14 protein-coding genes and 1 tRNA gene are annotated in these 13,869 nt (G+C 73.7%); 4 read left to right on the top strand and 11 right to left on the bottom strand.

Annotation, left to right across the window (positions count from 1 at the left end; all coding sequences use genetic code 11):
• Together G3I53_RS04650 and G3I53_RS04645 are read right to left on the bottom strand one after the other, a co-directional pair.
• Positions 1-513 (bottom strand): amidase family protein (locus G3I53_RS04650; protein ID WP_275406486.1); only part of this gene is annotated, 513 nt, incomplete at its 3' end.
• A gap of 17 nt (positions 514-530) precedes the next feature.
• A complete protein-coding gene (locus G3I53_RS04645) occupies positions 531-1,514 on the bottom strand; it encodes a D-2-hydroxyacid dehydrogenase (protein WP_164333062.1) in 984 nt (327 codons plus the stop codon).
• 181 nt (positions 1,515-1,695) lie between these two features.
• Here G3I53_RS04645 and G3I53_RS04640 point away from each other — a divergent pair, with 181 nt between their 5' ends.
• Positions 1,696-2,529, top strand: a complete 834-nt coding sequence (locus G3I53_RS04640; protein ID WP_164333061.1) for an aspartate/glutamate racemase family protein — start codon at positions 1,696-1,698, stop codon at positions 2,527-2,529.
• Positions 2,526-3,257 carry a decarboxylase gene (locus G3I53_RS04635; protein ID WP_164333060.1) on the top strand — a complete coding sequence of 244 codons (732 nt, stop codon included), beginning with the start codon at positions 2,526-2,528 and terminating at the stop codon, positions 3,255-3,257. Before G3I53_RS04640 ends, G3I53_RS04635 begins: the two co-directional genes overlap by 4 nt.
• 30 nt (positions 3,258-3,287) lie before the next feature.
• On the opposite strand, the gene G3I53_RS04630 is transcribed toward G3I53_RS04635, so the two are convergent.
• Positions 3,288-3,641 carry an antibiotic biosynthesis monooxygenase gene (locus G3I53_RS04630; RefSeq protein WP_164333059.1) on the bottom strand — a complete coding sequence of 118 codons (354 nt, stop codon included), beginning with the start codon at positions 3,639-3,641 and terminating at the stop codon, positions 3,288-3,290.
• 273 nt (positions 3,642-3,914) lie between these two features.
• Here G3I53_RS04630 and G3I53_RS04625 point away from each other — a divergent pair, with 273 nt between their 5' ends.
• Positions 3,915-5,024 carry an LLM class flavin-dependent oxidoreductase gene (locus G3I53_RS04625; protein WP_164333058.1) on the top strand — a complete coding sequence of 370 codons (1,110 nt, stop codon included), beginning with the start codon at positions 3,915-3,917 and terminating at the stop codon, positions 5,022-5,024.
• Here the strand turns inward: G3I53_RS04625 and G3I53_RS04620 are convergent.
• A complete protein-coding gene (locus G3I53_RS04620; protein WP_164333057.1) occupies positions 4,997-6,913 on the bottom strand; it encodes a GGDEF and EAL domain-containing protein in 1,917 nt (638 codons plus the stop codon). The genes G3I53_RS04625 and G3I53_RS04620 overlap by 28 nt on opposite strands.
• A gap of 312 nt (positions 6,914-7,225) precedes the next feature.
• Here G3I53_RS04620 and G3I53_RS04615 point away from each other — a divergent pair, with 312 nt between their 5' ends.
• Positions 7,226-8,587, top strand: a complete 1,362-nt coding sequence (locus G3I53_RS04615) for a M6 family metalloprotease domain-containing protein (protein ID WP_343240556.1) — start codon at positions 7,226-7,228, stop codon at positions 8,585-8,587.
• 84 nt (positions 8,588-8,671) lie between these two features.
• Here the strand turns inward: G3I53_RS04615 and G3I53_RS04610 are convergent.
• From G3I53_RS04610 to G3I53_RS04580, 7 genes are all read right to left on the bottom strand, one after another.
• Positions 8,672-8,745: transfer RNA gene (locus G3I53_RS04610), tRNA-Lys, on the bottom strand.
• On the bottom strand, positions 8,736-9,362 hold the full coding sequence (locus tag G3I53_RS04605) for a bifunctional DNA primase/polymerase (RefSeq protein WP_164438040.1): 627 nt from the start codon (positions 9,360-9,362) through the stop codon (positions 8,736-8,738). The genes G3I53_RS04610 and G3I53_RS04605 overlap by 10 nt, the downstream gene beginning before the upstream one ends.
• A 180-nt stretch (positions 9,363-9,542) precedes the next feature.
• The gene (locus G3I53_RS04600; protein WP_164333708.1) at positions 9,543-9,908 is read right to left on the bottom strand and encodes a hypothetical protein; all 366 of its coding nucleotides are present in this window, start codon (positions 9,906-9,908) and stop codon (positions 9,543-9,545) included.
• Positions 9,909-10,132: 224 nt separating this feature from the next.
• Positions 10,133-10,552, bottom strand: coding sequence for a DUF5959 family protein (locus G3I53_RS04595; protein WP_164333709.1), 420 nt, complete (start codon positions 10,550-10,552; stop codon positions 10,133-10,135).
• Complete coding sequence (locus G3I53_RS04590; RefSeq protein WP_164333710.1) at positions 10,545-10,844, bottom strand: hypothetical protein; 300 nt, start codon at positions 10,842-10,844, stop codon at positions 10,545-10,547. Before G3I53_RS04590 ends, G3I53_RS04595 begins: the two co-directional genes overlap by 8 nt.
• Positions 10,841-12,190 (bottom strand): AAA family ATPase, encoded by a 1,350-nt coding sequence (locus tag G3I53_RS04585; RefSeq protein ID WP_164333711.1) that lies wholly within the window; start codon positions 12,188-12,190, stop codon positions 10,841-10,843. The genes G3I53_RS04590 and G3I53_RS04585 overlap by 4 nt, the downstream gene beginning before the upstream one ends.
• Positions 12,187-13,782 (bottom strand): hypothetical protein, encoded by a 1,596-nt coding sequence (locus tag G3I53_RS04580; protein ID WP_164438039.1) that lies wholly within the window; start codon positions 13,780-13,782, stop codon positions 12,187-12,189. The genes G3I53_RS04585 and G3I53_RS04580 overlap by 4 nt, the downstream gene beginning before the upstream one ends.
• Between the last annotated feature and the right edge of the window lie 87 nt (positions 13,783-13,869).

The raw sequence follows: 13,869 nt of genomic DNA, 5'->3' as shown, positions 1-13,869 counted from the left end.
CGCGCCCAGGGCCACGGCCGCCGCCGCGCCCCCGCTCGACCCGCCCGCGGTGCGCGCCGGGTCGTGCGGGTTGCGGGTGACGCCGCTGAGCGGGGAGTCCGTCACGCCCTTCCAGCCGAACTCCGGCGTCGTCGTCTTGCCCAGGAACACCGCGCCGTGCTCCCGCAGCCGCGCCACCGAGGGCGCGTCCTCGTCCCAGCGGCCCGCCGGGTCGACCGTCAGCGAGCCCTTCAGCGTCGGCGCGCCCCGCAGCAGCAGGATGTCCTTCACGGTGACCGGCACCCCGTCCAGCAGCCCGCGCGGCTCGCCGCGCCGCCACCGCTCCTCGGACGCGGCGGCCTGCTCCAGCGCCTCCTCGGCCGTCAGCCGCACGAAGGCGTTCACCTCCGGCTGGATCTCCTCGGCCCGCGCGAGCGCCGCCCGGACCGCCGCCACCGGGCCGAACTCACCCCCGCGGTAGCCGTCGAGGAGCTGTACGGCGGTCAGGTCGGTCAGCTCGGTGAACTCGGTCATCCACCCTCCCGGGGACGTCAGTGTCCGGGTACATACCCACGGTGCTTGTCGACCACGTTCGGCAGCGGCTCGCCGGCCGCCCACAGCTCGAAGAACTCCACGAACTGGGCGGCGAGTTCGTCCCGCCAGCCGACGGTGTCACCACTCATGTGGGGGGACACCACCAGACCCGGCACCTCCCACAGCGGGCTGTCGGGGGAGAGCGGCTCCGTCTCGAAGACGTCCAGGGCCGCGCCCGCGATCCAGCGCCGCCGCAGCGCCTCGGCCAGGTCGTCCTCGACGACGAGCTGCCCGCGGCCGATGTTGACGAAGTGCGCGGAGGGCTGCATCACCCCGAAGCGGCGCGCGTCGAACATGCCCCGGGTGGCGTCGGTCAGCGGCGCGGCGGCGACCACCCAGTCCGCCCGTGACAGCAGCCGGTCCAGCTCGCCCGGGCCGTACACCCCGGGACGCGCGGTCCGCCCGACCAGGGCCGTCGTCACGCCGAGGGCGCGCAGCAGGTCCGCGATCGCCCGGCCGATCGGCCCGGAACCGACCACGCACGCCCGGGTCCCGGCGACCCTGCGGGTCTCCCGGTGCCGCCAGGCCCGCTCCCCCTGGAGGGCGAGCGTCCGCGGCAGGTCCTTCGCCAGCGCCAGCACCAGCGCCGCGACGTACTCGGCGATCGGCCCGTCGAAGACGCCCCGGGCGTTGGTGACGACCGTCGGGGAGCCGGCCAGTTCCGGACCGAGGAGATGGTCCACGCCCGCGCTCGCGGTGTGCACCCAGCGCGGCCGGGGGCCCTCCCCGGGCCAGGCGGCGCGCACCGCGTGCGAGGTGAAGTCCCACACCAGCAGCACGTCCGCGTGCGGCAGCCGCTCCGCGAGCGTCGAGGCGTCCGCGTGTTCGATCCGGGCCCGGCCGGTCAGCCGGCCCAGCCGGGGCGGGGGATCCGCGTCCAGCACGAGGACCGTGGGGACGGCGGGGGTGGCAGGGACGGAAGGGGTGCGGGGGGTGGTCATAGCCGCCGTTTCTGCGCCGTGGCCGAAAGTCTCAGATGCGCGGATTGACCACGCTCGCACCCGAACCTACCGTCGTCAACACGGGCGTTCCGACGATCCGTTGTGTGCTCCTTGCGTGCTCCTCACGGGCCACCCGCGGGTCCGTCGTGGGCTCGTCCCCCAGCGTGAGGCCGGTGCTGACATGGACGTCTCCCTTCTCGGTGGACCGGGTCCGCAGCGCGGGGTCGGTGTCGTGGCCCCCTTCGACTTCGCCCTGGACCGGGAGCTGTGGCGCTGGGTCCCCGACGACGTGTCCCTGCACCTGACCCGCACGCCCTACGTGCCGGTCGAGGTCGGCCTCGACCTCGCCCGCCTGATCAGCGAGCACGAGACCCTCGGCAACGCGGTGCGCACCCTCACCGCCGTCACCCCCGAGGTCGTCGCCTACGCCTGCACCTCGGGCAGCTTCGTCGGCGGGACCATGGGCGAACGCGCCATGTGCGAGGCCATGAGCCGGACGGGCCGGGTCCCGGCGATCACCACCTCGGGCGCGCTGCTGGAGGCCCTGGTGGAACTGGACGTGCGCCGGGTGGCGCTGGTGACGCCCTACACCGTCTCGGTGACCCGGGCGCTGGAGGGATACGTCGCCCAGGCGGGCGTCACGGTCACCGGCTGCGCCTTCATGGGCCTGACCCGGCACATCTGGAAGGTCACCTACCGCGAGGTGGTCGACATGGCCCGGCAGGCAGCGGTGCGCGGACCCCTGGGCCCGGCCGACGCGCTGTTCCTGTCCTGCACCAACCTGCCGACCTACGACGTCATCCCGCAGCTGGAGGCCGAACTGCGCATCCCGGTCATCTCGGCCAACCAGGTGACCATGTGGGCGGCGTTGCGCCGATTGGGTACCCGAGCGGTGGGACCGTATCAGGCGCTGATCGACATGTCGGCGCGCTCCGGGCCCGTACTGCCGGACCAGGCGTCCGGCTCCGTACTGCCGGACGTGCCGGAAGAGAAGCAGCAGGAAGGCTGGACATGACCGCACTGGGATTCCTCTACCCGGGACACTCCGCCGAGGACGACTATCCGCGCATCGAGCAGCTGCTGGGCAGCGACGTACGGGTGGACCTGGTGCACACCGACATCGGTGAGGACGCGCACCGGGTCGACGCGCTGCGCGAGATGGGCTCCCCGGAACGGCTCGCGGCCGGGGTGGAGCAGCTGCGGCTCACCGGCGCCGACGCGGTGGTGTGGGCCTGCACCAGCGGCAGCTTCGTGCACGGCTGGGACGGTGCCCAGCAGCAGGTGCGGTCCCTGGCCATGGCGGCGGGCATGCCCGCCTCCTCCACCTCCTTCGCCTTCGTGCACGCGGTGCGGGAGATGGGCGCGAGCCGGGTGGCGGTCGGCGCGACCTACCCGGACGACGTGGCCGCGCTGTTCTCCGGCTTCCTGCGGACCGGCGGCATCGAGGTCACCGGGGTGCGCAGCTCCGGCATCATCACCGCGGCGGAGGTCGGCACCTGGGGGGAGGCGGAGCTGTTCGCCCTGGCCCGCGCCGCCGACCACCCCGACGCGGAGCTGCTGCTGCTCCCGGACACCGCCCTGCACACCGCCGCCCACATCCCGGACCTGGAGAAGGACCTGGGCAAGCCGGTCCTCACCGCCAACCAGGTCACCGTCTGGGAGGGCCTGCGCCTGGCCGACCGCCGGGTCAACGCCCCCGCCCTGGGTGCGCTGTTCACCCGGGAGCCGATCGTCCAGGTGTAGGGCCCGCGCTTTCCCGCGGCGCGGCCGTCGTCAGGAGCCCGGCGCCCCGGCCGCACCGGCCGGGGCCGGCGTGCCCGCCTCCGTGTAGTTCGCGACGTCCGCCTCGATGCCGGCCCGCGCGAAGAACTCGGCCGGGCGGAACGACGCGGCCCGGTGCGCCCGCTCGACCACCGGCCGGGCCGCCGCGAGGTCGTCGGCGGAGCGCCACCGGACCAGGGTGACGACGTTGAACCGGCCGGGGCCCGACTGCTGCTCCAGCAGGACGTCGTCGAGGAAGCCGGGCTGCTCCCGGAGCAGGGCGTGCGTGCGGCGCACGTGCCGCCAGAACTCCTCCCGCGCGGGGTCGGGCACCGCGAACTTGTCCACGCGATAGACGGTCGTCACGGGAAACCTCCGTGGGTGGGGGCCGGTGCCGGGGGCGCCCGGGCCGGGGCTGGATACGGAACCGCTGCCGACGCTCGCACCTCAAGCTCGGTTCAGGTCAAGCCCGGAGTCCGGGGGCCCGCCCCCGGGAATAACCGGGGACTGTCCCCTGTTCCGTACCGGCAGGGCGGCGCGCGGGCCGCGCACGTCCGCCACGTGCAGCCGCGCGGACCGACCCCGCACGACAGACCGCCCCGCACGACAGACCTGCCGAGACACAGGAGGCACCCCACCGTGGCCGCAGACGACACCGCAGCCGACGAGATCCGCGGCACGGCGCTGGGGAGCGCCCCCGTCCCCCTCTCCGTCCTGGACCTGGTCACCGTCGGCGCCGGGAGCACCGCCACCGACGCCCTGCGCACCAGTGTCGAGCTGGCCCGGCTCGCGGAGTCCCGCGGCTTCCACCGCCACTGGGTCGCCGAGCACCACTCCATGCCCGGCGTGGCCTCCTCGTCGCCCGCCGTGATCCTGGCCCACCTCGCCGCCCACACCAGCCGCATCCGGCTCGGCTCGGGCGGTGTGATGCTGCCCAATCACGCCCCGCTCGTCATCGCCGAGCAGTTCGGCACGCTGGAGGCGCTGGCGCCGGGGCGCATCGACCTCGGGCTCGGCCGCGCCCCCGGCACGGACGGGGCCACCGCCGCCGCCCTGCGCCGCACCGACCGGCTGAACGAGGGCGCCGACGACTTCCCGCAGCAGCTCGCCGAACTCACCCGGTTCCTCGACGACGACTTCCCCGACGGCCACCCCTACCGGCGCATCCACGCGGTGCCCGGACCGGTGCAGGCCACCTCGCCCGGCGGGGTGCAGTCCCCGCACCGGCCGCCCGTCTGGCTGCTCGGCTCCTCCGGCTTCAGCGCCCAGCTGGCCGGCATGCTGGGCCTGCCCTTCGCCTTCGCCCACCACTTCTCGGCGCGGAACACCATCCCGGCGCTGGACCTCTACCGCGAGTCGTTCCGCCCCAGCGAGGTGCTCGACGCGCCCTACGCCCTCATCGGTGTGTCCGCGCTCGCGACCGAGGACGAGAAGGAGGCCCGCCGGCAGGTGCTGGCGGCCGCGCTGAACATGGTGCGGCTGCGCACCGGCCGCCCCGGACTGGTGCCCACCCCGGAGGAGGCGGAGGCGTACCCCTTCAGCCCGACGGAGCGGGACTTCGTCGACTCCTGGAACGCCAACGTCGTCTTCGGCACCCCGGACGAGGTCCGCGCGGGCCTGGACGAGCTGCACAAGCGCACCGGCGCCGACGAACTGATGATCACCGCCAACGCGCACAGCGGTGACGTCCGCCTGCGCTCCTACGCCCTGATCGCCGACGCCTACGGGTTGCCCGCGACGCCCGCCTGAACGCCGGGCTCGGCCAGCAGCGCGGAGATGCGGTCCGGTGACACCGGGCGGGAGTAGAGCCAGCCCTGCCCGGTGTCGCATCCGATGCGGCGCAGCCGGGTCGCCTGCGCCGAGGTCTCCACGCACTCGGCGGTGACGGTGAGGCCGAGCCGGTGGGCGAGCTGCACCATCGCCTCGACGATGACCTCGTCCGCCGGGTTCGGCGCGGCTGCGGCCCGCTCCTCGTACTGGAAGCCCCGGACGAAGGAGCCGTCCAGCTTGAGCACCGACACCGGCAGCCGGCTGAGGTAGGCCAGGTTGGAGTAGCCGGTGCCGAAGTCGTCGATGGCGATCCGCACGCCCATGTCGCTGAGCGCCTTCAGGGCCTGGAGCGGGCGGCCGGAGGAGCCCATCACGGCCGACTCGGTCAGTTCCAGCTGCAGCAGGTGCGGGGCGAGGCCCGTCTCGTCGAGGGTCTCGGCGACGTCGGCCACCAGGTCGGAGTCCCAGACCTGACGGACCGCCACGTTGACGCTGACGAAGATGGGCGGGTCGTCGGGGTGCTCGACCTGCCAGCGGCGGGCCTGCCGGCACGCCGTGCGCAGTACCCAGCGGCCGAGCGGCACGATCGAACCGTCCTCCTCGGCCAGCCCGATGAACCGATTCGGCGTGAGCGTGCCGAACTGCGGGTGGTTCCAGCGGACCAGGGCCTCCACGCCGTGCACCCGGTCGTCCTCCATGCCCACCAGCGGCTGGTACTCCAGCGCGAACTCGCCCCGCTCGATCGCCGGGCGGAGGGTGGAGGCCAGGGCCTGCCGGGTCATGCGGTGGGCGTTGCGCTCCGGGTCGAACAGGGTCCAGCGGGACTTGCCGTCGGCCTTCGCCCAGTACAGCGTGGTGTCGGCCGCCTGCATCAGGGCGGTGGGCGTGGTCCCGGCGGCGTGCCGCTCGACCACGCCGATGGAGGCGGACACCGACAGCCGCCGCCCGCCCAGGTCGAAGGGTTCCTGGACGGCGGCGAGCACCGACTCGGCGAGCTCGGCGAGCTGTTCGGTGCCGGTGGAGTCCTCGACCAGGACGGCGAACTCGTCGCCGCCGAGCCGCGCCACCAGCGGGGTGGTGGTCCGCGCCCGGCCCGCTTCCTCCGCGCAGCGCGTGAGGCGTTCGGCGACGGCGGTCAGCAGGCGGTCGCCGATGCGGTGGCCGAGGGTGTCGTTGATGGCTTTGAAGCCGTCCAGGTCCAGGTAGCACAGCCCGATCCGGCCGCTGCCGCCGCGCTCGTAGGAGTCCTCCTCCAGCGCGGCCGTCAGCCGTTCGAAGAACAGGGTGCGGTTGGGCAGCCGGGTCACGGGGTCGTGCATCTCCAGGTGACGCAGCCGGTCCTGGAGTTCGCGGCGGGCGCTGATGTCGGCGACCGCCAGCAGCACGCCGTCGTCCCCGTCCTCGCCCGGGGGCAGCTGGGTGACGGTGACCTGCACCCACAGGGCCCCGGCCGACGGGTGCTTGAGGCGGCGGACGCAGTCGAGTTCCGGGCGGCGGCCGCGCAGCACCTCCAGGTAGGCGTGCCAGGTGTGGGCGTCGGAGGACAGGTCGACGAGGTCGGCGGCGACCGTGCCGGCCAGCGCCTCCGGGGTGCTGTCCAGCAGGCCGGCGAGGGTCGCGTTGACGCCGACCACCATGCCCTCGCGGTCCACCACCGCCATCGCCAGGGGCGCGGCCGTGAAGACGGAGCGGTAGGACGGGGCGGTGGGGGCCGTCGGGCCCGTCGCGGGCGCCGGGGGCGCCGGCGGGTGGGAGGCCGCGGGCGCCGGGGAGGGGTCGGTACGGGTGGACGCCACGATCTCACTCTCCGTGACGATCGGTCGGTCCAGATCCACTGCGGACGCCGGTCCTTCGGAGGTTCCGCTCACCGCTCGCTCCCGCCATGCACTCGATTGCCGTTCGTGCAGGAAACTCTCAGGAAGTCTCAGGAAAGTGTGCCGATCATAGAGCTCGGCGCCAGACCCTTCCAGCCGGTGTTCAGTCTCGGGCATGGTCCGCTTCTCTGCCAGATCGTTTCTGCTCGCAGGTGGCGGGGTTCTGGGTCCCCTCGACCGGTTGTGACGTTCCGTGAATGCTCCGGGGGTGTCGCTCGGGCGCGAAAACCGGCGCTCGCTCACCCGTCCGGTGCAGCCGAACAGGGCGTAGTACGACAAACCACCACAGTCTGGGTGCGGTGTCCCGTGAACCGTCTCCCGGAGGTCCCCGTGCCGCGTCGGCTCCCGCTGCGAGGACTCGGTCGTGAGGCTCTGCGGGAATTGGGCCGATCGGGGGTACGCCCCCGACTGCGCAGCACCACCGCGGTGTTCACCACCCTGTCGGCGCTCGCGGCGACCTCCATGGTCTCCGCCCCCTCGGTGGCCGAACCGTTCTCCCCGGCCCCCTGCGCGCTGACCCGCACCGACGCCCACCACTCCGAGGGACTGGACACCTGGAACGCCGCCTACCCCCGCCCCACCCGCCAGCTGGACGCGGTGATGGTGTTCCTGTCCTTCCCGGACTCGCACCCGCTGACCACGCCCGCCGACCTCACCGCGGACCACTTCCCGGCCACCACCGAGTTCTTCGACCGGGCCTCCTACGGCAGGTTCGCCCTCCGCCCGCACGCCCTCCAGCACTGGATCCGGATGCCGAACCCGTCCACCGCGTACGCCATACAGCGCGACTGGACCCTCGCCCACCGGGCCGCCTACCTGCGCGACGCGCTGGCCGCCGCCGACCCCGTGGTCGACTTCTCGCAGTACGACATCGTGTACTTCGTCGCCGACCCGGACGCGCCCGGCGTGGACTCCGACGCCACGAAGGTCGTCAACCTGGACACCCCGCTGCGCGCCGACGGCACCGACATCCGCCGTGTCGTCACCGTGTTCGAGAACCATCCCCCGGACCGGCTGGTCCTCGCCCACGAGACCGGTCACGTCTTCGACCTGCCCGACCTCTACAACCGTCCCGTCGACGGCAAGGGCGACTGGGACACCCACGTCGGCGACTGGGACCTGATGGGCAGCCAGTTCGCCCTCGCGCCGGACCTGTTCGGCTGGCACAAGTGGAAGCTGGGCTGGCTGGAGCCCCGGCAGGTGCGGTGCGTGCGGGGCACGGACCCGGTGCGGCTGACCCTGGAGCCGCTGGGCGCGGGCCCCGGCGTGCAGGTGACGGGGGCGGCCGGCGCCCCGTCCTTCGGCCTGGGCCGGGGCACCAAGCTGGCGGTGGTGCGCACCGGCCCCGACAGCGTCCTCGCCTTCGAGGCCCGCGGCCGGATCGGCAACGACGCCGAGGCCTGCCGTGACGGGGTGCTCGTCTACCGGGTGCGCAGCGGTACGCGGTCCGGGGGCGGTCCCATCGAGGTGATCGACGCCCACCCGCAGACCGAGGCGTGCGGCGAGGACTCGGTGTACCCGCCGCTCGCGGACGCGCCGGTCGCCGCCGGCGAGAGCTTCACGGTGCCGGGGGAGAACGTCCGGGTGGAGGTGGAGGGGCGTACGGCGTCGGGGGCGTGGACGGTGCGCATCACCGTGGGCGGGACCGGGACCGCGGGGACGGCCTGAGCGCCGGGGCCACGCCTTGCCCTGACTGCCCCGACGGACAAATGGAGAGGCCCTCTGCTTCACGCAGAGGGCCTCTCCATGTCGTGCGCCGCCAGGGACTCGAACCCCGGACCCGCTGATTAAGAGTCAGCTGCTCTAACCAACTGAGCTAGCGGCGCCTGCTGACGTCGTAGACATTAGCATCCTGATCGGCGGGAGGAAAAATCGATATCCGCACCGCCGCGCGGGCCGCCCGGACGGCCGCCCACAGCAGGACCTCCGGCCCCGGCAGCCAGGGATGACGCGTGTCGGGAGCCACCAGCCAGCGCCCTCCGTGACCGCCCTGCGGCCCGGCTCCCGCGGCGGGCGGCACGGTCACCGCGTCGCCCGTCCCGTGGCACAGCAGCGGCGGCACGGCACCGGCCCGGCCGGCCTCCCGGAGGCCCCCGTCGGGCGCGCCGTGGAGCTCGGACGTGCCCCACTCCTCCCACTCCAGCAGCGCGGGCAGGCGCTGGGCGGTGCCGGGCGCGGCGAACAGCTGGATCCGGCCCCGGTACTGCGCCACCGGCCCCGAACCCGGCCCCTCGTCCCACATCCGGTCCAGCATGCGGCGGCCGAACAGGGCGGGCGCGCTCACCACGTCGAAGACGACACCGCAGGGCAGGACGAGGGGGGCGTCCGGGCGCTCCTCCCACAGGGCGAGGGTGCTGCGCGGATATGTGCCCGCCGAGGCGAGCCAGGCGGCACCGTCCGGGGTGAGACCGCTGACGTCGGAGACCTTGCGTGTCCTGCTCATGAGGACCAGGTCTACCCGCTGTGAGGGAACGGTTCTCCAGAGTTGCCGGAATCGGGGACAGGGCGCCTGCCGGCGGGGTATCTTGCCCACGTGGCATATGCCACGCCAGTTCGATCCCGACCAGGAACCCCGGGCTCCCCGGCGGTGGTGGTTGCGGATGCGGATGCGGCCCCGCGCGCCTCACAGGGTGTCGACGGACCCCGGGCCCTCACCGGCACGCAGCAGATCCCGCCCGAACTCGACCATCTTCTTCGCGTAGTCCTCGGTCCACTGGGCGCGCTCCGCGATGTCGGCCGTCGTCAGCCGGTCGAAACGCCTCGGGTCGGCCAGCTGCGCCGCGGCCAGCGCCTGGAACTCCACGGCCCGGTCGGTCGCGGCACGGAAGGCGAGCGTCAGCTCCGTCGCACGTTCCAGCAACGCCCGCGGATCGTCGATCGACTCCAGGTCGAAGAAGTGCTCGGGATCGGCGGCCGCCGCCGCGGGCTCGAACAGCAGGGGCGCGGGGCGTAGCCGCGGTGGGTCCTGACGCGGCGTGGGCTCCGCCATGTGCGTCTCCTTCTCGTACGTCGTCGCGGTCGTTCCTCCCCGCGAGCGGGGACACCCCTGGACAAGCGGGCCACCGTCCATTGTCCCGCGCCCCCGCAAGAGGGCGTCGGGACGGCGGGGGCGGTTGCGGGAGCGTGCACCGGGGTGCGGTTGCGGCGGGTACCCCGGAGGGGGCGGCCGAGGGTGGGTGGAGCAGGACGTGAGCGGCAATCACGGGACAGCCGTCAGCCGGATGCCACGGCTCTTCGCGCCGCGTCCCACTTCAGCCGGTTCTTCTCCAACCAATCAGAGGCCACATCAATGGGTACGCACACAGAGATCTGGGTCGACGGAGAGTCGCACACCGTCACCTCCACCGGGTCATCCGGAACGACTTCCAGCCATGCGCCGCGATCTCCGGCCGGCCATTGGACCCCGTTATCGGCCTCAAGTGAATCCAGGCACCGGCCCCATTCGTCCAGATCCGCAAGCGAGACCTGAAGGCCGACCCGCCCGGAGACGAAGGCGCTCTGCAGGACGATCTCAGCAGTGTAATAACGCTCTTCGCCCATCACCGTCGCGTTGTCCCACATCACATTGACGGTGACGGACTGTGCCGAATCCTCGAACGTGAGGAGTTCTGCGCATCTTGCTTCATCATTCATGGTCGACCCTTGGATCACCCCAGGCCGCAGGGTTCTCGGAAAATCTCGAGGACGGCACCCTGACGGTGGCGAGCGGTTCAGAGATCCACGATGCCTCCGGCGCCACGCCTGTGATCTTCTCGGTGAGCATCAACAGGTGCTCACCCGTAGCCTGCTCTTCCTGAAAACCCGCGAGCGCTTCATTCCACGAGGGATTCCAGCGTTCGTCATTCGGTCGAAGCGGGGCAATGACATGCATGACGTCTGCCGACGTGCCGTCGGTCGTACCGCCGCCCCCGCGCACCAAGCTCACCCCCGCCACTCCACCCGGTGTTCCGCCAGGTGCGCCAGGACCGCGTGGTTGGCCTCCCAGCCGTCCGGGAACTTGACCAGCGTTCCGAGCTGGACCGGTTCTGTGGACGGGTAGGCGTCCAGGAGGTCGTCGACGCCTTCGCGGCAGACGACGATGCAGGCGTGCCGGTGGCGGGAGGTGAGGACGCAGAGGCGGCCGGTCTCCAGGTGGAAGGCCGTGGCGTCGGGGCGGCCGGAGAGCGGGTGGAGGACGACCGTGATGTCGTACTCGCGGCCCTGGAGGCGGTTGGCGGTGTCGACGACGACGTCGGTGACGCCGAGGGCGGCGAGGGCGGAGCGGACGGCCGCCGCCTGGTCGCGGTGGGCGGTGCCGACGGCGATGCGGTCGGCCGTCAACGGGGTCGGGTCGGGGGAGCGTTCGGAGGTGGCCGTGCCCTCGCGGTCCAGGAGACGGCGGACCACCAGGGCGACGGCGCGCACCGCTTCCGGGTCGGTGCGCGGGGTGTGGGCGGCCGGGAGCTGGAGCAGGCCCCAGCCGGATTCCGCGGCCTCGTCGATCACCCGGTCCGGGCCGGAGCCGTCGGACGGGACGGTGAAGGCGAGCGCCCGGTCGCCGTGGTCCGTGCCGCTGCGGAACGGGGTGTAGGGGTAGAAGGCGTCGGAGACCAGGGGGGCGGCGGAGGCGGGGAGGCGCCAGGAGACCGGGAGGCGGTGCTGGGGGAGGTCCGGGTTGTGCGCGAGGAGCGTGGTGACCGCCGACGCCGACGGGTCGTACGACAGGCCCGCCCACTGGTCGCCGCCCACGATGGAGAACGGGTCCAGCTGGCCCGGGTCGCCCACGAACAGCGCCCGCTCGAACAGGTTCGCCACGGCGAGCAGGGCGTCCGAGCGCATCTGGTACGCCTCGTCGACGATCGCGTGCCCCCACGGCTCGACGCCCTTGACGTGCGCCCACTTCGCGGCCGTGGAGATCACCACGTCCAGACCGGCCAGGTCGGCCGCCTTCGCCGACTTCCGCACGTTGTCCAGGGCGTCGAGCGCCTTGTCGTACGGGTCGGCGTCGCTGCTGTGCAGGCGGCCCACGGGCAGGTCCGGGGCCTTCTCGGCGAGGCGCAGGACGAGGTCGTCGACCTGCGCGTTCGTCTGGGCGACCACCATCAGCGGGCGGCCGGCCGCGGTCAGCTCCAGCGCCGCGCGGACCACCAGGGTGGACTTGCCCGCGCCGGGCGGGGAGTCGACGACGACACCGCGCGCCGTGCCGTGCAGCGTGTCGTGGAGGATCGCGTCGGTGGCGCGGGTGGCCTCCGCTCCCGGGTGGAAGGCCGTCTCCTCGGCGGGGGCGGTCACAGCACGTCCTCCTCGGTCACCGGGTCGGCGGGCTCCGGCGCCCGCTCCTGGCCGGGCGGGCCGCCGTGCGTCCACGGGGTCTCCTCCGCATCGGGCAGTTTCGCCCCGCCGCGCGGCTCGTGCTCGAAGAGCGTGAAGCAGAGCCGGTCGCCCTTCTCCGGCACGGAGCCCGGTTCGGGCTCCTTGCCCCGGCCCATGCGGTCCATGATCCGCAGCACCAGCAGGGCACCTTCCTCCTCGGCCGCCACGAACTCGGCCGATTGCGGTTTCCCGCCCACCGAGCGGTACACCCGGGCCCGCTCGGCGAGGTGCGGCCGGTCGTCGGTGCGGACGGTGACCAGCGGGCGAGGGCTCGGCCGCTTGCTCTCGCTGTACGCCATCACCACCTCGGTGACCTCACCGGCGAACGCCTCCCCGGACAGCCGCCGGGCCGCCATCACCAGCGGGTCGTCGAGGGCCTCCTGCGCCTCCAGCCGGGCCTGCTCGCGCTCGCGCGTGGCCAGCTTGTTGGCCGCGGTGACCGCGTCGTCCCGGCGGGGCTGCGGCGGCTCACCGGCCACCACCCGGTCCCGGTGACCGGTGAACGACCACCGGTCGCGCGTCCAGCGCTCCTCCACGTGGGCGCCCTCGGGCAGCGTCCGCAGCAGGTCCAGGCCCCGCCACACCGCGTCCCACGCGGGACGGGTGCGGCTCTCGACGAGCGCGCGGATCCGCTGCTCGGCGGCGGTCACGTCACCGAGCCGGTCGTCGGCCTCCACGCCGTCCTCGGCGGCGGCCAGCGCCGTACGGGCGCGGTCGAAGCGCTCGATGGCCGGCGCGAGCAGCTTGTTGTCGAAGGCCGGGTCGGTCGCCGGGCCCGCGGGCGGGCACAGCAGCTGCCCCTGGTCGTCGCGCGCGAGCTCGGCCTCCCGCGCGGCCTCGGCACCCGAGCGCCCGGCGGGCGGGTCGATCCAGGCGAGCAACGCGCCCAGGTGCTGGTCCTCCAGGGTGGACTGGCCGGTCGCCCAGTGCCGGGACAGCACGTCGGTCAGGGCGAGCAGCAGCGACGAGCCGGGCACCCGGGCCCGCTCGCCGAAGTGGGTCAGCCACCGCCCGAGCAGCGGCACCCGGGGCGGTGCCGGGAAGGGTGCCTCCGGGTCCTGCTCCGCCGTGCGCCGGAACCGGGTGGAGCGGCCGAGGAGGCGGACCAGGTCGATGCCGGCCCGGCTCGGCACGATCAGCTGGGGCGCGTCGGCGCACAGCTCCACCTCGACCTTGACCCGCTTGCCGGTCGCCGGGTCCGTCTCGGACCGCTCGGCGGCCTCCACCACGTCGCCGTACGCGTCGACGTACGGCAGGACGATGTCGGCCAGGTCGGCGAGGAAGCCGAACCGCAGGTCGCGGTCGCGCGGCTGCGGCACCACCAGCAGCCGGGGAGCGTCCCGGTCGGTGCCCACCAGCGCCCCGAGCGGGGCCCCGGCCTCACCGGCGGTGGTGAGCGGCACGAACACCAGCGGCCGGGGCGACAGGTGCCGGTGCCGGACGGTGGCGGCGGGCTGGGCGCGGCCGGTGTCCACCGCCTGCAGGCGGGCCAGCGTGGTGATCAGGGACACGGGGCGACCTCCGGTGCTGCCGTCCTCAGGGCCTCCACCCGCAGGGCCGCCGCCCGGCGCAGCGCGGCCACCGCCGGGTCGTCCGGG

This window comes from Streptomyces sp. SID14436 (assembly GCF_010548465.1).
GTDB lineage: Bacteria > Actinomycetota > Actinomycetes > Streptomycetales > Streptomycetaceae > Streptomyces.
The sequence above is the reverse complement of the archived record's forward strand: the minus strand, read 5'-3'. Positions and strand labels throughout refer to the sequence as shown.